Annotated in this window: 18 protein-coding genes; 7 read left to right on the top strand and 11 right to left on the bottom strand. The window is 52.7% G+C overall.

The annotated features are described in order from the left end of the window. Nucleotides 1-68 precede the first annotated feature (68 nt). Entirely contained in the window at nucleotides 69-2,309 is a 2,241-nt protein-coding gene (locus DW350_RS00365) for a TonB-dependent receptor (RefSeq protein ID WP_115716953.1), read from the top strand. Nucleotides 2,310-2,357: 48 nt separating this feature from the next. Here the strand turns inward: DW350_RS00365 and DW350_RS00360 are convergent, their stop codons facing one another. Beyond that, a complete protein-coding gene (locus DW350_RS00360) occupies nucleotides 2,358-3,236 on the bottom strand; it encodes a LysR family transcriptional regulator (RefSeq protein WP_115716952.1) in 879 nt (292 codons plus the stop codon). A gap of 110 nt (nucleotides 3,237-3,346) precedes the next feature. On the opposite strand from DW350_RS00360, the gene DW350_RS00355 reads away from it, so the two are divergent. Together DW350_RS00355 and DW350_RS00350 are read left to right on the top strand one after the other, a co-directional pair. Beyond that, nucleotides 3,347-3,832, top strand: coding sequence for a hypothetical protein (locus DW350_RS00355; protein WP_115716951.1), 486 nt, complete (start codon nucleotides 3,347-3,349; stop codon nucleotides 3,830-3,832). Beyond that, nucleotides 3,753-5,885 (top strand): hypothetical protein, encoded by a 2,133-nt coding sequence (locus DW350_RS00350; protein ID WP_152032910.1) that lies wholly within the window; start codon nucleotides 3,753-3,755, stop codon nucleotides 5,883-5,885. Before DW350_RS00355 ends, DW350_RS00350 begins: the two co-directional genes overlap by 80 nt. Nucleotides 5,886-5,963: 78 nt before the next feature. Here DW350_RS00350 and DW350_RS00345 read toward each other — a convergent pair whose 3' ends face one another. The 3 genes from DW350_RS00345 to DW350_RS00335 all read right to left on the bottom strand — a co-directional run bounded on the left by DW350_RS00345 (nucleotide 5,964) and on the right by DW350_RS00335 (nucleotide 9,874). Further along, complete coding sequence (locus DW350_RS00345) at nucleotides 5,964-7,457, bottom strand: glycosyltransferase (protein ID WP_115716949.1); 1,494 nt, start codon at nucleotides 7,455-7,457, stop codon at nucleotides 5,964-5,966. Next, nucleotides 7,457-9,013, bottom strand: a complete 1,557-nt coding sequence (locus DW350_RS00340) for a PilZ domain-containing protein (protein WP_192954760.1) — start codon at nucleotides 9,011-9,013, stop codon at nucleotides 7,457-7,459. Before DW350_RS00340 ends, DW350_RS00345 begins: the two co-directional genes overlap by 1 nt. A 123-nt stretch (nucleotides 9,014-9,136) precedes the next feature. Next, nucleotides 9,137-9,874 (bottom strand): helix-turn-helix domain-containing protein, encoded by a 738-nt coding sequence (locus DW350_RS00335; protein WP_115716947.1) that lies wholly within the window; start codon nucleotides 9,872-9,874, stop codon nucleotides 9,137-9,139. Between the two features lie 93 nt (nucleotides 9,875-9,967). On the opposite strand from DW350_RS00335, the gene DW350_RS00330 reads away from it, so the two are divergent. Next, nucleotides 9,968-10,510, top strand: a complete 543-nt coding sequence (locus tag DW350_RS00330; RefSeq protein WP_115716946.1) for an NADPH-dependent FMN reductase — start codon at nucleotides 9,968-9,970, stop codon at nucleotides 10,508-10,510. 1 nt (nucleotide 10,511) lies between these two features. After that, a complete protein-coding gene (locus tag DW350_RS00325) occupies nucleotides 10,512-10,679 on the top strand; it encodes a XapX domain-containing protein (protein WP_115716945.1) in 168 nt (55 codons plus the stop codon). 10 nt (nucleotides 10,680-10,689) lie between these two features. Here the strand turns inward: DW350_RS00325 and DW350_RS00320 are convergent, their stop codons facing one another. The 6 genes from DW350_RS00320 to DW350_RS00295 form a co-directional block, all read right to left on the bottom strand. After that, nucleotides 10,690-11,022: a hypothetical protein gene (locus DW350_RS00320; protein ID WP_115716944.1), complete on the bottom strand. Its 333-nt coding sequence runs from the start codon at nucleotides 11,020-11,022 to the stop codon at nucleotides 10,690-10,692. A gap of 68 nt (nucleotides 11,023-11,090) precedes the next feature. Beyond that, nucleotides 11,091-12,278 carry a BaiN/RdsA family NAD(P)/FAD-dependent oxidoreductase gene (locus tag DW350_RS00315; protein WP_115716943.1) on the bottom strand — a complete coding sequence of 396 codons (1,188 nt, stop codon included), beginning with the start codon at nucleotides 12,276-12,278 and terminating at the stop codon, nucleotides 11,091-11,093. A gap of 110 nt (nucleotides 12,279-12,388) precedes the next feature. After that, nucleotides 12,389-12,916 (bottom strand): NADPH-dependent FMN reductase, encoded by a 528-nt coding sequence (locus DW350_RS00310; RefSeq protein WP_115716942.1) that lies wholly within the window; start codon nucleotides 12,914-12,916, stop codon nucleotides 12,389-12,391. A gap of 127 nt (nucleotides 12,917-13,043) precedes the next feature. Continuing rightward, nucleotides 13,044-14,171: a mechanosensitive ion channel family protein gene (locus tag DW350_RS00305; protein ID WP_115716941.1), complete on the bottom strand. Its 1,128-nt coding sequence runs from the start codon at nucleotides 14,169-14,171 to the stop codon at nucleotides 13,044-13,046. Beyond that, a complete protein-coding gene (locus DW350_RS00300; protein ID WP_115716940.1) occupies nucleotides 14,171-14,644 on the bottom strand; it encodes a redoxin family protein in 474 nt (157 codons plus the stop codon). Before DW350_RS00300 ends, DW350_RS00305 begins: the two co-directional genes overlap by 1 nt. 85 nt (nucleotides 14,645-14,729) lie before the next feature. Beyond that, complete coding sequence (locus tag DW350_RS00295) at nucleotides 14,730-15,464, bottom strand: class I SAM-dependent methyltransferase (RefSeq protein WP_115716939.1); 735 nt, start codon at nucleotides 15,462-15,464, stop codon at nucleotides 14,730-14,732. Nucleotides 15,465-15,609: 145 nt separating this feature from the next. Between DW350_RS00295 and DW350_RS00290 the strand changes: the two genes are divergently transcribed. Then, on the top strand, nucleotides 15,610-16,050 hold the full coding sequence (locus DW350_RS00290) for a VOC family protein (RefSeq protein ID WP_192954759.1): 441 nt from the start codon (nucleotides 15,610-15,612) through the stop codon (nucleotides 16,048-16,050). Nucleotides 16,051-16,146: 96 nt separating this feature from the next. Then, a complete protein-coding gene (locus DW350_RS00285) occupies nucleotides 16,147-16,680 on the top strand; it encodes a flavodoxin family protein (RefSeq protein ID WP_115716937.1) in 534 nt (177 codons plus the stop codon). On the opposite strand, the gene DW350_RS00280 is transcribed toward DW350_RS00285, so the two are convergent. Beyond that, nucleotides 16,632-16,988, bottom strand: coding sequence for a HopJ type III effector protein (locus DW350_RS00280; RefSeq protein WP_115716936.1), 357 nt, complete (start codon nucleotides 16,986-16,988; stop codon nucleotides 16,632-16,634). The two genes, DW350_RS00285 and DW350_RS00280, sit on opposite strands and share 49 nt — an antisense overlap.

Raw genomic sequence — 16,988 nt, 5'->3', positions numbered from 1 at the left:
TAAAGTTGCCAAAAAATGCAACCTTTAAGTAACAATTCTTTCAACCTAAATGGATACGGGTATCGCACATGAAGAGCTTAACAACGCCAATCATGCTTGGCTGCCAGGTTTTATTGCTTAGCTTGGGGTCGCCCGCCTTTGGCGCCGACGACGACACAGACCAGGATGGCAAACTTGAACGGATCATGGTTACCGCACAAAAACGGGTACAAAACGCCCAGGAAGTACCGATTTCAATTACCTCGCTAAATGCCGAACAGCTCAGCACTTTTGGGGCCGCCGGCCAGGACATCCGTGCGTTGTCATCGCGGATACCCAGCCTGCAAATAGAGTCATCTTTTGGCCGCACTTTCCCGCGTTTTTACATTCGCGGCATGGGCAATACCGACTTTGATTTGAACTCGTCACAGCCGGTGTCAATGGTGGTGGACGACGTCGTGCAGGAAAACCCCATTTTAAAAGGCTTTCCAATTTTCGACACCGACCGCATCGAGGTGCTGCGCGGCCCGCAAGGGTCTTTATTTGGCCGCAACACCACTGCCGGGGTGATTAAATTTGAATCCAGAAAGCCAACCCAAGCTTTCGATGCTTATGTCAAAGGCTCTTATGGCAGCTATGGCACCACTAACCTTGAAGGCGCGGTTGGTGGCGGCCTCACCGATACCCTCTCTGGGCGTATCTCACTGCTTGACCAGCGCCGCGATGACTGGATAGACAACAAAGCCCCTGGTTATGAGCAAAACAACCAGCTGGGTGGCTACCGCGACAGCGCCGGCCGGGTACAACTGCTTTGGCAGCCACAAACTGCGCTTAACGTGCTTTTTAACGCCCATTTTCGCGATCTTGACGGCACACCAAGGGTCTTTCGCGCCAATATCATTGAAGCGGGCACCGATAACTTCTCCCCATACTATGACCGCGACACCGTTTACCAAGACGCTGCCAGCCGGGCCAAGCAAACCGTTAAAACCCACGGCGGCAGTATCAAAATCGATTACGACCTTGGCCTTTACACCCTAACTTCTATCACCGGCTATGAAAGTGCCGAGGCCTTCTCGCGGGGTGACGTAGATGGCGGCTATGGTGCCAGCTATTTAGCCGAGATGGGCCCGGGCTATATTCCTTATACCTCCGAGTCTGCCGACGGCTTGCCCGACCACGACCAATGGACACAAGAATTGCGCATTGCCAGCAATGAGCTGGGACGCTTGGACTATCAGGCTGGGCTGTTTTATTTTGACGAGTCGCTTAGCATCGACAGCTTTAACTACGACGAAAGCGGCGTTCAGAACGGCTACGCCTACCAAAAACAGGACACCAAGGCTTGGGCCATCTTCGGCTCGGTTGACTACGACCTAACCCCCGACTTTAAGCTGACCGGTGGCTTGCGCTATTCCCATGAGAAGAAAGACTTTGTGGCCCAGCGCTTGGTTTCGCCCAGCAATGACGGCGCTACCCCTAAGCTTTATGCCAACCCTTCAGACGGCGAAATTAGCTGGGATCTCAGCGGTGTGTACAACCTCAGCAGCGACACCAATCTCTATGGCCGGTTAGCCAAGGGGTTTCGGGCACCGTCTATTCAAGGCCGGTTACTGTTTGGGGATGAAGTTACCCAAGCCAAGTCGGAAACCCTCTACAGCGGCGAAGTGGGTATTAAATCCGACATCCTCGATAATCGTGGCCGGGTGAACATCGACACCTACTACTACCAAGTGCACGACCAGCAATTAACGGCCGTGGGTGGCGGCGCCAACTACAACCGCTTGATCAACGCTGACAAAACCATCGGCTACGGTCTGGAGCTCGACAGCCAGTTTGCCATTACCAATCGCTTTTTAGTGACCGCAGGTGTCAGTTACAACCACACAGAGCTCGACGACCCCAGCCTTGCCATCGCAGCCTGTTCCAGCGGCTGCACCGTGACCGACCCGCTCAACGCCGATGGCAATGCGCTTATTGACGGCAATCCCCTGCCCCAGGCACCAGAGTGGATAGCCAATGCCACCGCCAGCTATAGCTACCCCTTTGCCAGCGGCGAATTGTTTGTGTTCACCGACTGGGCGTACCGCTCTAAGGTGTATTTTTTCTTGTATGAATCAGAGGAATATCAAGACCAGTATCTGCTAGAAGGTGGGCTCAGGGCCGGTTACCGCTGGAGTAGCGGCAGTACCGACTACGAGCTGGCCGCTTATGGCCGCAATATCAATAATGACAACAGCCGCACCGGCGGTATTGATTTTAATAACCTCACCGGTTTTGTGAACGACCCACGGGTAGTGGGCATCGAATTTAAAGCCAACTTCTTCTAAAAGCCGTGCGCAAGGCTGCCCCGCCAAGGCGGGGCTTTTTTATTAACGTTAGCGGCGCAGGCGCTCGCTTAGAAAATCTTTTAAAGCCACTACCGCCGGGGTGATGGAAAGCCGGTGCGGGCACACTAAATACAGCGGGCAAAGCTCTGTAGGCCACGCACTTAACAGCACCTTTAGCCGCCCGGCCTCAATGTCGGCGCGGACATCTATCGCTGACTTATAAGCAATGCCTTCACCATTTAACGCCCAGCGGCGCACGCACTCGGCGTCGTCACTGATGCGGTTACCCGTTACCTTTACCGTCTCGTTGCCAAAAGGCCATTGCTCAAAAAGCCGCTCGCCCAACACAAAGCGCAGGCAATTATGGTCCTTTAAATCGTTTGGGGTTTTTGGCTCGCCAAACCGCGCCAAATAGGCCGGTGAAGCCACTAAACATCGTTTGTTGTCAGCCGCCAGCGGCAGCGCCACCAAGGAAGAGTCTTCCGGCACCCCATAGCGAATGGCAATATCAACCGGCTGGCGAAACAGGTCGCTGAGACGGTCGCTAACCCGCAAGCGCAGACGCAGTGCCGGGTATTGGGCCATCAGTTCGTCCAACCAACCCAGTAGCAGGTTGCGACCCAGATCAGACGGCATGGAAAGGGCTAATTCACCGGCGATTTGCTGGCGCCCTTGAGCCAGGGCAATTTGCCCTTGCTGCAAACTATTTAGCGCCGCTTTGGCGTGCTGCAAATAATGGGCACCTTCCGAGGTTAACCGCAGACTGCGGGTTGAGCGCACCAACAGCCGAAGGCCAAGTTCGGCTTCCAAACGCTTAATGGCAACACTGGCAACGGCTGGGGTAATATCCAGCTCTCGGGCCGCCGCCGACAGGCTGCCCTGCTCTGCCGCTTGCACCAAAACCTGTAAGTCGTCTAATCGCACCATGGCTGTTGAAAAATAAGAAGTGGCCAGCTGAGTGTACCGGTTTTTCGCTAACAGCGTTGCGCCCCAGCTGGCCTCCTTTGAGGCGAGCCCAACATAAAAAGGGAGCTTTTATGTCGCTATTAACGCTTTATCAGCAGTTGCTGGCACAAGGAAAAGCGGCCGCTGGCAAGGAACAGCTCACCGACGTTATCGCCGCCCTAAACCAACCTCTTAGCGCCGTTGCCAAAACCTATCAGTACGCATTAGCCCCCGAGAATGATGCCGATAGCATCACCATCGGCGCCGGCACTACCGCCCTGTTAGATGTGGTGCAGCAAGATGAGCTGAGCCACTACCCGCACTTTTCTACCACAACTGACCGCCGCCTGGTGGTGGGGCAATTTACCGGGCAACTCGCCTTGGGCGCCGCCCCCGCTATTTGGCCTTTTCTCAGCAGCTCAGCCAGCAAATCAAGCTGGCGGGTTCCGGCCCAAAACAGCAAAGGCTGGGGATTTCGTCAAGCAGCAGGCAGCACTGGTGCTAAACCTTGCCGACCCCCAAACCCTGGCAACGGCTTTGGGCCACCGGCAAGGCGATACCCGTTTGGAGGCCATTAGCCTTAGCCGCAACAGCCAGCTTGGGGTGAAGCTTGCTGTCAGCGGCGGCAAAAGCTTCCAATTGGCAAGTACGCTGACAACCGGCCTGAGCCTCAGTGGCAAAATCAGCGTTAACAGCCAACTTGGCGGCCAGTATCAGCTGGTGATTAAAGGCGCTGGCAGCAAGGCCCTGGCCATAAGCCTTTATCGCCAGCAAGATGCCAGCCAGCAGCAGACCTTGGCACTCGGCGCAGCATTTGGGTTATCGGATCTGTCGGCCTGGGCCGACGACCTGTTAGCCCCCATTGACAATAAAGCAAGCAAGCTCAGTGAGTTGCTTAATAGCTGGAAAAACCCTGGCGATAAGCTTGCAACCTGGCTTTCTCAGCAACAAGGCAGCCATGCTTGGGCTGCCATTACCCAAGCATTACTGGCAGATAACCCGAGCGCGGCCGACGCCATGCTCATCCAAAGTGCGGCGGGCCACCTTAATCAGCAACTGGCCGTATTCAGTACCGACGCCGCTGCCTTGGCCGCTGTTACATCGGGCAAGGTGGCTAATGCGCTTGGCTTAAGTAGTGACGTTGCCGCCGCCGTTGAAGGGTTGCTTGCCGAGGGCATTGGCTACCTACAAACCACCTTTTCGGCCGAGGTGAATAGCTGGCTACAACAGCAGGGCTCTCACGCATTTGCCGTCGCGAAAGCAGCGCTGTCGCAGTCAAAACAAGCAGTTAATACACTAGAAAAAGACGGTGAAGAAAACGCCGCCAAGCTGCGGGCCGCCATCAGATACTGGCTAGATGACTACCAGCAGCTTCGCAGCAAAGTCAGTAGCGCTCTGGCACAAAGCGCCAAACTGCGCCTTGGCGTTAACTGGCAAGCCACGCGCAGTGCCGAAAGCCAGCAACAGACCATGCTGAGCTTTACCCTTAACGCCTTAACCAGTGCGCCGAGTAAAGACCTTTTTGCAGCGCTTTTGGCCGGCGCCCCCCTTGACCTTGACACCTTGGCCAGCGCCCAGAGCCAAGGCGTTATTTTGGGCCTTGATGGCTGGCTGCACAGCCAGTATCAACAAAGCCGAAGCCTGGGTTTTACCTGCCAGTTATTGGGTTTTACCCTCAGCCAAAGCCGCACTTTTAGCGATATCAGCCAGGTGAAAGTCGCAGCCAATGGCGATTTGTTGCTTGCCACCAGCGAGGTAAAGCTGGGCGATAATGCCAGCGCCTTTGGCGAGTCGCGAAGTGTTGGCTTTGTCTGTAGCTATGACTTGGCCAGAGCCCTGCTTGATAACACGCCGCCAAGCCTCGGCTTGAGCTTTGCCTTTAGCGATGAAAAAGGTATGGATATTAAAGAGTGCCAGCAATTACTTGCCCCCCTTACCCAAACCACGCCACCACTGCTGGCCGCCAGCGTTTATCAGCAAGCGCAGGCCTGGTATCAGGCAAAACGCCAAGCCCTTGGCCCACAGCCCAGCCAAATTCAGGCCGCAACCGCGCTAAGCCCCGGCCAAGTGCAAGCCCTACTGAGTGCCAGCACAGAGCAGTGGCAACAGGCAGGCGCCACCGTGGCGCTGGCGCACTTACAGCAACAACGCGCTTATAAAAAGGTGCTGGCGCAGGTGGTGCCTGAGCCGCCAAGCAGTGCGCTAACCCTGCTAAAGCGCTTTGATGACGCCGCCGACAGCGTTGCCAGCCAATACCCACAGAGCACGTCAAAGGGTAAAGATTTTCGCCGCCGCGTCGCTTTTATCCGCCGCACCCTTAAGCACATTGAAACCCTTAGCACCTTGCCTGGCAGCTTTGCTGCATTAAAGTCCCAAACCGCCGCCCTAAAAGATGAGCCGCAGCAGCTAGTGGCCGCCCTTAACGATATCCACCAGCACATGCAGAGCACCCTTAGCCACTGGCTGGATTGCCGCGGCATCATCAGCGGTTGGTTTACCGAGTCGCTAACCGAACCGATGCTGGAACTGCAACAAATACTGGCGCTATTGGTGGGGGCAAGCACGCCACTGCTGGTGCCTGTTATTACGGTCGGTAGTGGTGATACGCAGCAAAGCCAAGTGTTTAGCTGAGAGGAAAAGTATCAAAGCCAGATTTAATGGCGCCATTTTCCAGGCTTTAGTGGTGTGTTCCGCCGCGAGCCTATGGTTCTAAATGGTTAAAAAGCCATGGATCAGGGCAATAAACAGCACCAAAGACATCACGCTTGCCAAGGTGAGCAACCTTGGCCAAAGCACGTCATGTAGCGATGAAGTGCCACCGGTTTGGATCTTTTGCCGGTTCCATTTTTGCCGGTTAAGGCGAAACAAAACGTAGACTTTAAGTGCGGAACCAATGACTTGTTCATACCAAAGCAGAAAAATATAAAGCGGGTGAAAGCTGCGGCTAACCAAGGCAATTACCATGCAGTTTAGCCCCCTGCCAATGATCACCCAGGCCAGATAAGCAGCAAAGATGATGGGGCTGTATAACAAAGCAAATAAACCAACAAATGCCGGGCCGGTTAAGGTGGTCCAAATACTGACTCGTTGATCGAGTATGCAAAGCCATAAGAAAAAGCCACAGTGTTTGGGCCCTAGCGCTAAAGCCCGGCCATTATTGCGCAGCATATTGCCATACCAGCGCTTCATTAGATTGAGGCTCGACACCACAAATCGGCTATCGATAGCTTCCTCTACACAGTTAATTGTCACGTCGGGCAAATAAAGCATTTTCCATCGATAACGCAGCAGATAAAACCAGCTGGATTTATCATCTCCGGTCAGCATTTTTAAGCGCCCGTAACGCCAGTGCTGGATGCTGTCGTGTTCAAGGGTATGAATAAAGTCTTTATTGACTAAGATACGCGCCCTAAATAAAGAAAAACGCCCGGTTAAAACCAGCAGCCCATGGCTAAGGCTAAGCGAATTCATATAAAAATTACGCAGCGCCATACGTTGCTTGTACCACTGCCGGATAACGTTGCTGCCTTTTACTAACGGAACGTTATGGCAAGTAATGGCACCAAGATCAGAAAAACGGCTTAAAAAGCAGCAGGATTGGTTAAAGACATTATCTGATAGCAGGGTGTCACCATCCATCAACACCAGCTGCGCATTATCATCAATGCCTTGCGCGAGAAAGAGCGATAAAGCTTCAGCCATAGCAGAACGCTTGCCTTTACCGCTTTGGGGAAGGTAATCAACAGCCACGTCATAGCCCACATCTTCTCGGGCTTTTTCAATTAAGCTGACATCGACAGGGTCGGTAATACAAGCAGCAACACGGCTTGGTACACCATAGCTTTGCAGTTCTTCAAAAAGCTTTCTGTATACCCGGTAATTGATGGAGGCGGCCACACGATAGCTCGGAACAATGACCAGCAACTCTGAAGCTTTGCCGCCAAGATCAGCCGCCGCACGCAGCTTGGGGTAATGATAATGCCGATAATAAATGGCCCTGGCAGCATGTACCATTTTCCAAGAGTAACGCCACAAGCCAATAACACCGACCGCAAATAAAAGATGCTTACGCGGCAATTGGTCTGCATCCAATACCATTAAGGTGATACAGGTGATTAAGATCCCCAGCAGCAACAATGACCACAGCAGATAACTGCGGCGACTATCTTGCGTGCTAAAACCAAACAGATGGGCTGCTTTCATTAAAGGAAAAACCCACGTTTTAAGCTTTTCCAAACACCCAAGTTAATGTTCACCGTTGCGGGTTCGTTAAAACTCGCCTCAGCAAGATGTTCATCGGGCTTGATTTTAACCAACGCATATTGCGTGACCTTAGGTAGGTTTTTAGGCAGTCCGGAAAGCAACTCGCCTTTGTTGGTATAAATGTTCGAATTTTCAGAGCTGAAATAGCTGATCTTCGCGACGGTACCTTCATGCACCTTTGGACTGCTGGCAAGCATGAAATCGGCCGTGTCGCCATCAAAAATGTTTTTAGCGTCATCTAAGGGTACCAACGCTAAAATGAACTTTTCTTTATTCTTGGTTGGCACCAGTTTTAAAATCATCTTGTTAGTAGAAATAGCCCCTTGGTAAGCATTTAATTCTCTAACCTCACAGTCGCAAGGTGAGCGATAAACCAAGCTGGATTTTAAGTCCGATATTTCCTTTTCTAACACAGCACGATAATTTTTCTTGTAGCTTAAATCCTGTCTTAATTCATTTAGAGTATTCACGTTGGATATTTCGCTACGAGAAAAAACGCCTTTAGCCGCTAGCTGTGCATAGTTACGTTGCAATCTAGCCTGTTCTTCATTTTGCAAAAGCTCGGTTTTTTTCTCATACAATAAAAGTTCATTTTTATTCTTGGCGACAGCGTCAACAATGCCGTTATTGAACTTAGTAGAAAGCAGGTCATATTGGTTCTGCTGAACGTCGATTTCTTTTTTTATGGCATCAATGATTTTGGCAAGGCTAGCTTCTTTAACATCTAGCCGTTCGGTATAGCTTTTAAGAAATTCATTAATGTTATTATACTTTTCATTATCTCTTTTTATATCTAGGTTAAGTACAGCCAGAGCAGTACTTTTATCACGTAACTTATCCTGCTGATCAGCAGAAACAATCTTAAAAAGCGGCTGGCCGTCTTTCACTTTATCGCCAACGGTGAGGCCATCAAAGCTGAGCTTGCCATAGCTATTGGATTGCACCTCAATGATGTTTTCAACAACAGCCGCATATTGGGAGCTAACAACAAAGGCTTTTTTATAAAGTAAAAAGGCAGCCAACGAAAAGACAGCAAAAACTGCTAACCCTAACGCCGCAAACTTACCCCAGCTAGCAGCAAGGCGAGCCTTTTCATCTGACAAAAGACGGCCCTTAACTCCCTGTTTTATTGCTTCATCCAGCGTAATTTCTTCACTGTGAAGAAAACTATTAATTATTCGCTTTAAGGTGTCTTCTTTAACGGGGTCAAGCTCGACAAACTTAAAGCCAAGTGCATAACCATCTGCTGAGCGCCGAACCACCTCACAGGTAACCTCTAGCTTTAAGCTACCTTGATGTAGCGGAAAATAAAGGCTGACTTGGCGATCAGTAAAATCACTTTCCTTCACTGTTTTATCGGGAATAGAAAAGCCACTGACGCTCCAGTCAAGGGTTTTAACCTCCTGGCCACAAAGTGAGACGTAGGCGGGAAAATCTATACGTGGCTCGTTACGTTTCCCAGAGGGAAAGTCGATGCTAAGAAGATTGCTGGTCATCCCCATAACCTCAAGGCGTCAAAAAATTGGCGATAATGTACCCAACAAACTAGTACTTTTCTATAGCTTGAAAGAACAAATGCCTATTTTGATACGTTTATCACTCGATAACGCAGGAAAGCATTATTTTTTCCTTATTTCAGCAAGATAACGACGGGGCGGCATACCCATCACTTTGGTGAATACCGCGGTGAAGGCACTGGCGCTTTGATAGCCCAAATCAAGAGCGGTGGTGGTAATGGGCTGGCCCGCCAGCAACCGGTCTATGGCGACCACGACCCGCAGTCTTTCCCGCCAACGGCTAAAGGTCATGCCGGTTTGTTTTTCAAATAAACGGGTGAGGGTTCTTGGGCTGGTATAGGCTCTGGTGGCAAGAGCCGGCAAGTCGTCGCTACAGCCGGGGTTGGCTTTTAAAAAGCCGGTTACCGCTCTTAACCTTTTGTCTTCGCCTTCCGGCACATAAAGCTCGGAGTGCACTGCATGCAGGCCTAGCTGATGCAAAACCAACTGGGCAATCAGCGGCATCTGCGGATCACTGGCGGGTAATTGTGTGGCCTCCGTCGCCAACGCTTTTAACAGCGATGACACCATCACCAGACAACATTGCGGCGGCGTATCGATACCTGCCGGTACCTCCAACAGCAAATTGATGATAACGGCCTGCTCGCGATAACTGGCACAGTGGCGTACCCCCGGCGGCACCCAGACACCAGAGCCAGGCGTGGCCAGCCACCAGCCATCACTATTGTAGATGTTCGCGGTCCCGCCCATCACCAAGGTCAATTGCCCCTGTGCATGTTGATGCAGACTAACCTCGTTGCCCTGTTGGTGAGACAGGCGTTTGCTTTCAAAGCTCGACATGGCGGGATCCCGATGCCAGTTGGCAGATATTCGACAGTATTACTTCAGTTTATAGCGAAAATACAGTAACTGACGTAACGCTTTATTGAGGTGATGATGAAAACGTTAAATGTTCTATGTGTTGCTGGCAGCCTGCGCAGCAGTGCCAATTCCCACGCCGTGATGGCCAGTATGATTGCGATGTTGCCCCAGGGTAGTGAGGTCACTCACCTCGATATTGGCAGCCTGCCCCATTACGACGTCGACCTTGAAAACGGCGAGCTGCCGGTGAGTGTGCAACAGGCAAGGCAATTAGCCGCCCAAGCCGACGCCGTTCTCTTTGCTGTACCCGAATATAACCACGGCATACCCGGGGTGTTAAAAAACAGCCTCGACTGGTTGTCGCGTCCCTTTAAAGCCAGCCCCATGCAGGGAAAGCCGGTATTTTTTGTGACCCAATCAGAAGGTGCTCTTGGCGGCGTTCGCGCCCAGTACCAGATGCGCGAAACCTTGTCGTCGATGCTTTGTGTGCTCAAACCAATGCCAGAGATGGCTATCCCCTTTGTGCATAAAAAAATCGAAGACGGTTACTTAACAGACGACGCCACCCTGACCTTTATCGACGTCCAGCTAAAAGCCTTTCTGGCCAGTCTTTAAGATGCAAATACTATTAGCACTGGTGGCGGGGTTGTCGGTTGGCGCCTTTTTCAGCTGGTTGCGGTTACCAATACCAGCGCCACCAACGCTTACCGGTATTGTTGGTGCCGGGGGAGTGTTTTTAGGGGCGGTGCTGGTTAACCTGATACGCCACTATTTCAGCCATTAAAAAAGCCTGCTTAAGCAGGCTTTTTCTCAACATGAATCACGTCTTTGGTTTCTTTGACCACTTCTAGGTCGGTGCCGCTAATCGCTTCTTTTAGGGCTTGGCGAATGGTCATGTAACCCTTGATAGCATGGGGCTTCACATTACCCGTGGCGGTCAGGTCGGTTTCGATAATACAGCCCGAGTCACGCACCAGTTGTGGCCGCAGCTGGCTAAAGTCAGCGGCTGTAATAGCGTATTTATAGCCAACGTCACACACCCCACCCAGATCAACTATCCAGGGTTTACTGGCCGAACAGCCTGCCAGCGCCAATGTGGCCAAGGCAATTAAATAACGCAGTTTCATGGCAACCTCCGGCCGCCAAATATAATGAAAAAAGCCAAACCTAAAGTGATAAAACAGCGAAAGTTAAATTAGACAGCCTGGCCGGCAGCCCAGCCGCAACTCCAGGCCCACTGGAAGTTGTAGCCACCCAGCCAGCCGGTGACATCCATCACTTCGCCAATAAAATACAGCCCCGGCACCTTTTTACTTTCCATGGTTTTGGACGACAACTCATCGGTATCAACCCCGCCCAAGGTCACTTCGGCGGTGCGGTAGCCTTCGGTGCCATTGGGGTGCACCGGGTACTGGCTAAGGCTTGCCAGCAACTTTTGCATACGCCCGGCATCAAGGGCCCTTAACGGCAAGTCGCCGTCAATCTTGCCTTGTTGACCCAGCACCTCCACTAACCGTTTCGGTAGCAAGCGGGCCAAGGCGGTTTTCAGCGTTTGATTGGGCTGCTTTTCGGCCCATTGGCGCAAGGTAGCCGGCAAGTCGGTATCCGCCAGCAGGTTAAGGGTGACATCTTCACCGGGTTGCCAGAAGCTGGAGATTTGTAAGATCGCCGGGCCGGAAAGACCGCGGTGGGTAAAAAGCAGCGCCTCTTTAAAGCGGGTGCCATCGGCGCTTTCAGCAGTAACGCTCAGCGATACGCCAGCCAGTTCGGCATATTGCGCAAGGTCGGGTTTATCAAGGGTAAAGGGCACCAGGCCCGCCCGAGTCGGCAGGATAGTATGGCCAAACTGCTCGGCAATTTGATAGCCCAAGGGCGTGGCACAAAGCTTGGGCATTGATAGGCCGCCACAGGCAACCACCAAACTTTGGCAGCCAATAGCCTCGCCATTGGCACTGAGGCGAAAACCTTCGGCCGTTTTGCTGATATCGGTGACCTCGGTGCGCAGCTGCACCTTAACATCGGCCCAGTCACATTCGGTCAAAAGGAGCTGCACAATGTCTTTGGCGGAGTCATCACAAAACAGCTGGCCTAGGGTTTTCTCGTGGTAGGCAACGCCATGGCGTTCCACCAGCTCAATAAAGTCGTGCTGGCTAAACCGCGCTAGGGCAGATTTTACAAAATGCGGATTGTGGCAAAGGTAATTGGCCGGGCTGGCATTGAGGTTGGTGAAGTTGCAGCGGCCACCACCACTAATCAGAATTTTCTTTGCGGCCTGTTTGGCATGGTCCAGCACCAACACCGAGCGGCCGCGATAGCCCGCTTGGGCGGCGCACATCAGGCCAGCGGCGCCAGCGCCAATGATCACAACGTCAAACTGCGTCATGCTGTTCCCCATACCTTGTATCACTCAATTGCCGGGCCGCTAGTCTACACAAGGCAGGCCAATAAAAAACCACCTCAAGGGAGGTGGCCTGCATTCTATAAAGCCTGAGCTTAGGCCGTTAATTTAGCCACGGCAGCTTTAAGCTCGGCGTCAATGTCGGGGTTAGTGACTTTACCGGCTTCAACATCGAAGTTATCAAAGAAGGACGGTACCGACAGTGCCGCTTTGACGTTACCACCGAAAAACGGCGCCGAGGCTTGCGCTGCTGCCAGTACTGAGCTGGCGCCACCGGGGCCCGGCGACGTGGCCAGGTAAAGAGCCGGCTTTTCATTGAACATATTGCGGTCAATGCGGCTGGCCCAGTCAAAGAGGTTTTTATAGGCCGCCGGATAATGACCATTGTGCTCGGCGTAGGAAATCACAAAGGCATCGGCGGTGGCTAAGTCGGCCAGAAACTGTTTAGCGCCTTCGGCTTGGCCAATCTCTTGTTCCAGATCCTGGCTGAACATCGGCACATCGTAGTCGCGAATGTCCAGCACCTTAACGTCGGCGCCAGGCACCAGGCCGGCGGCATAAGTTGCCAGAGCTTTATTGATGGAGGTAGAGCTGGTACTGGCACCAAAGGCGATAACTTTCATGGCGTTAGTCTCATTATGTTGGGGTGTGTTTTTACGTTAGCGACCTAAAGACTGGCCTACAATCGCAAAATAGGCGCTATTACATTCTATTTTTTGCAACAAAAAACCGGCACCAGGCCGGTTTTCGTTAGTGCTCTGACGGCGCCGGCTTCGGCGCATCGTCTTGGCGGCCAAAACCTTCCGGCAGCGACTCGATATGCAGCGTTTGCGTCGGGAAGGCGCAGTCGGCGCCTAAGTCGTGAATGATGTTGATGATTTTTAGCATCACATCCTGCTTCACTTCATGGTACTCGGCCCACACCGTGGTTTTGGTGAAGGTATAAATAAAGAAATCCAGGCTAGAGGGGCCAAAGGCATTGAAGTTGACCATCAGTGTTTTACTTTGGTCAATGGCCTCATGGTTTTGCAGCATGGCTTTTACTTTATTGACCACTTCGCCCATTTTCGCGGCATCTTCGTAGCGAATACCGATGGTTTCGTTGATACGGCGATTGAGCATCCGCGACGGGTTTTCCACAGAAATTTGTGTAAACACCGAGTTGGGTACGTAAAGCGGCCGCTGATCAAAGGTGCGAATTTGCGTCACCCGAAAGCCAATATGCTCGACGGTGCCTTCAATTTGCCGGTCGGGGCTGCGGATCCAGTCGCCAACCTTAAAGGGTTTATCGAAGTACACCACCAAAGAGCCAAAGAAGTTTGCCAGCAGATCCTTGGCGGCCATACCAATGACCAAGCCGCCAACCCCGCCTAACGCCAAAATACCGGAGATATTCACGCCGACGCTTTGAAATATGGTCAGCAGGAAAATCACAATAATGGTGGCTTTGAGCAGCTTGCTTACCGCTTGCACTGTGGTGATATCACGGCCACGGCGAATAAACTCTTGCTCACCGCCGTTGGTAAGGCGCCACAGGCACCATGCGGTTAAGCATTCAAACAGCACTTTGCGCAGCACCGGCAAATAGTTGGCCAATTCAGAGTCAATACGCCCGGCGACGGTTTGCGCCACCATCGACACCCCAACCAGCAAAATCAGCCAATTTACCGGGCCGTTTAGGCTGTCCCAGAACATGTCGTCCCATTTCGAAGAGGAACGGCTAATCAGGGTAAACAGCCGCTTAGCAACAACGCGCCAGAGCAAGGTCACCAACAAGGTGACCAATACAATCACTAACACATCAACCAACCAGCCTTCACCCAGCCAGTCGGTCATGGCGCTATAACTTTGGCGCCACCAGGATTTCAGTTGTTCCATTACAGTGCAGCCAGGATAGTTTCCGCTTTTGAGCTTTCGAAGGTTTTCGGGGGTTCAACATTCAGCAAGGTGACTTTGCCATCGTCAACAATCATGGCAAAGCGGCGAGAACGGGTGCCACCAAAGGCGCCGGTGTCAACGTCCAGACCCAGAGCCTTGGCAAAGCTGGCATCGCCGTCGCCCCACATTAACAGTTCGCTGGCGTTATGTACCTTGCCCCAGGCATCCATGACAAAGGCGTCGTTCACCGCCATACAGACGATGGCATCCACGCCTTTTTCTTTGATTTTGTCCGCCAGCACCACAAAGCCTGGTAAGTGGGCAGAACTGCATGTTGGGGTAAAAGCGCCGGGCACCGAAAAGAGCACCACTTTCTTCCCTTTAAAAAAGTCTTGGGTGTGCACTTCGGCAGGCTTGCCGTCGATCATTTGCTGCACACTGGCTTGGGGGATCTTATCGCCAACCTGGATCATATCGCGCTCCTTGAAAAGACTGCCCAAAGCCTACCCCAGCCTTGCCTTGGTCGCCACTGCCAAAGCGGCCGTGCAAGGCCCGTTTTCAGCTTGGGTAAATATCGAAGCGGTTTTTCTTGGTCGCAACGGCTGAGGCCGGCTTAACACCCGCCATTGGCTCGGCGTAATCGGGCCTTTTTACCACCACTTTTAACCGGGCCGCTTGCTTGGCCGCGGCCAGCAGGGCGTCAGCATCAAGGTCAGGCCCCACCAAGGTTTGAAAAACCCGCATTTCCTTTTTCACAAGGGCGGACTTTTCCCGGTGCGGATACATGGGGTCTAAATAAACCACATCGGCTGCCAGGGTGGGCAGCAGTGCAAGCGCTGGCCCAAAACGTAGCGTCATACGCGCCACTATGTCGGCCACTTCCGAGCCTTGGGCCCGGGCTAAGCCGTCTTCCAGTAAAGCGGCAACCGCCGGATGGCGCTCAACCAGCGTGACCTGACACCCCAAGGTTGCCAGCACAAAGGCGTCGCGGCCAAGGCCGGCGGTGCCGTCAATAACCGAAGGATTAGCGCCCTTTTTAAGGCCAACCGCTTTAGCTATCGCTTGGCCACGGCCGCCCCCAAATTTGCGGCGATGGGCCGTGGCGCCTTCAACAAAATCCACAAATACCGCGCCAAGCTTGGGCTCGTCTGTTTTTCGAAGCTCCAGGCGACTGTCGGTTAGCACCAGTAAACAGGGGCTATCGGCCAGCACCTCGGTAAAGCCATAACGTTGACGCAGCAGCTTGGCATGCGCCTGGCGTTCGGGGCTTTCACAAATCAGTGGTACGGCCATGGCGATCTCCTGTTGGGCCCGGCAAGTCTACTGTTCACTACGGTTCTGAGCAATGTCACCAACCATTAAATAAACAAAATACTTTACAAAGTCAGCAAGGGAGACCAGATTAAATAAATAAAACACTTTATAAATGGATTTACTCATGTCAACGACCTATGTAGAGCACCAAAACATCACCGTGCCCGACCTTGATGCCGCCATCACAACGCTACTGGCATTATTCCCCAGCTGGCAGCTGCGTTGCCGGCGACAAGAACGCATCATCCCCACCTTTAGCGATAAGGCGTTTACCCTCGACTGGGCCCATGTGGGGGATGACAACAGTTATATCGCGCTGCAAGCACCGGCCGACGGCGATGCCTTTATCCCAAACCCACAGCCTTACTTTAACCATTTGGGGCTGGTGGTAACGGACTTGGCACAATGCCTAAAAAGCGCCGCAAGGCTGAAACTTGTAACCAAGGAAAGCCCGGCTCATCCCGCCCGCAAACGCGCCTATATCAAAGTTTCCGAGGGGTTGATGCTCGAGGTTATTCAATACCTGTCGGATGACCCGGCCCAGCGGCACAGTTACCGCGCATAAGGAGTAGCCATGGAAAGGCTCTATCAACATGGTTTGCGGCTATAGCTGGCCAGTTGCCATCAATCCACCGCCCCAAGGGGCTACGAGGAAGACGCCATGAACACCATTACCCTGCTTGGCAGTGCCCGCGGTAACGGCTACACCGCCGCGCTTTGTGAAGCAATTGGCTTTAAGACATTGAATTTAAATGACTACCATATTCGCCACTATGACTACCGCAGCGACGGTGTTGGTGATGACTTTTTGCCACTGATGGAAAGACTACTGAGGTACGACCGCATTTTGCTGGCCAGCCCGCTGTATTGGTACAGCATGAGCGGGCAGATGAAGGTGTTTTTAGACCGTATTACCGATTTGCTTGACCACCACAAAGCCCTGGGCCGCCAGTTAAGGGGCAAGGCGGCGGGTGTTATTGCAACCGGCGGCGCCGCTCAAGCACCGGCCTGTTTTGAAGAGCCGTTTCGGCTGACCTTTGCCTACCTTGGCATGCACTACCAAGGCATGAGCTACCTCGACACCCAGCAAGGCCTTGATCAGGCAGCGCTGGCCAAGGTGGCAGCCGCGCACCCTTTTAAAGCCGACTACGCCTTGGCAAGTAAGGGAAAATGGGCAAACTCTACCCCGGCCTGACCGCTGCGCATAAAGTTGCGAATGTTGGCGTGGTCACTGCCGCCGGGATTGCCCAGCACATCGTCGCGGTAATAGCGGCCAAAGAGCGCCAAGGTTTGCGCGTCGCTAAGCTCAAGGTATTGGCCAAGGGCGATAAGCTTGCACGAGCCGTTATTTTGCCCGGCTTCATTGCTGATCTCGCCATTTTTAAAGGCGCTAGGGGTAAACACAAAGGCGCTGTCGATAAGCGCAATCACATCATTAAATTCGATGTCTTGCGGGGCCTTAGCCAGTTGCGCCTTAAGGGCATCTAAAGAAGTAAAAGCCAT

It is taken from the genome of Gallaecimonas mangrovi (assembly GCF_003367375.1).
Classification (GTDB): domain Bacteria; phylum Pseudomonadota; class Gammaproteobacteria; order Enterobacterales; family Gallaecimonadaceae; genus Gallaecimonas; species Gallaecimonas mangrovi.
Note: the sequence above shows the minus strand (reverse complement) of the source record. Positions and strands in the feature narration are given on the sequence as shown.

Coding starts and splice junctions, on each gene's coding strand:
- DW350_RS00365 (WP_115716953.1), top strand. CDS start 69: ATGAAGAGCTTAACAACGCCAATCATGCTTGGCTGCCAGGTTTTATTG.
- DW350_RS00315 (WP_115716943.1), bottom strand. CDS start 12,278: ATGACGCAGTTTGACGTTGTGATCATTGGCGCTGGCGCCGCTGGCCTG.
- DW350_RS00310 (WP_115716942.1), bottom strand. CDS start 12,916: ATGAAAGTTATCGCCTTTGGTGCCAGTACCAGCTCTACCTCCATCAAT.
- DW350_RS00295 (WP_115716939.1), bottom strand. CDS start 15,464: ATGGCCGTACCACTGATTTGTGAAAGCCCCGAACGCCAGGCGCATGCC.
- DW350_RS00280 (WP_115716936.1), bottom strand. CDS start 16,988: ATGGCTTTTACTTCTTTAGATGCCCTTAAGGCGCAACTGGCTAAGGCC.
- DW350_RS00325 (WP_115716945.1), top strand. CDS start 10,512: ATGCAAATACTATTAGCACTGGTGGCGGGGTTGTCGGTTGGCGCCTTT.
- DW350_RS00285 (WP_115716937.1), top strand. CDS start 16,147: ATGAACACCATTACCCTGCTTGGCAGTGCCCGCGGTAACGGCTACACC.
- DW350_RS00320 (WP_115716944.1), bottom strand. CDS start 11,022: ATGAAACTGCGTTATTTAATTGCCTTGGCCACATTGGCGCTGGCAGGC.
- DW350_RS00290 (WP_192954759.1), top strand. CDS start 15,610: ATGTCAACGACCTATGTAGAGCACCAAAACATCACCGTGCCCGACCTT.
- DW350_RS00300 (WP_115716940.1), bottom strand. CDS start 14,644: ATGATCCAGGTTGGCGATAAGATCCCCCAAGCCAGTGTGCAGCAAATG.
- DW350_RS00360 (WP_115716952.1), bottom strand. CDS start 3,236: ATGGTGCGATTAGACGACTTACAGGTTTTGGTGCAAGCGGCAGAGCAG.
- DW350_RS00305 (WP_115716941.1), bottom strand. CDS start 14,171: ATGGAACAACTGAAATCCTGGTGGCGCCAAAGTTATAGCGCCATGACC.
- DW350_RS00330 (WP_115716946.1), top strand. CDS start 9,968: ATGATGAAAACGTTAAATGTTCTATGTGTTGCTGGCAGCCTGCGCAGC.
- DW350_RS00340 (WP_192954760.1), bottom strand. CDS start 9,013: ATGACCAGCAATCTTCTTAGCATCGACTTTCCCTCTGGGAAACGTAAC.
- DW350_RS00355 (WP_115716951.1), top strand. CDS start 3,347: ATGTCGCTATTAACGCTTTATCAGCAGTTGCTGGCACAAGGAAAAGCG.
- DW350_RS00345 (WP_115716949.1), bottom strand. CDS start 7,457: ATGAAAGCAGCCCATCTGTTTGGTTTTAGCACGCAAGATAGTCGCCGC.
- DW350_RS00335 (WP_115716947.1), bottom strand. CDS start 9,874: ATGTCGAGCTTTGAAAGCAAACGCCTGTCTCACCAACAGGGCAACGAG.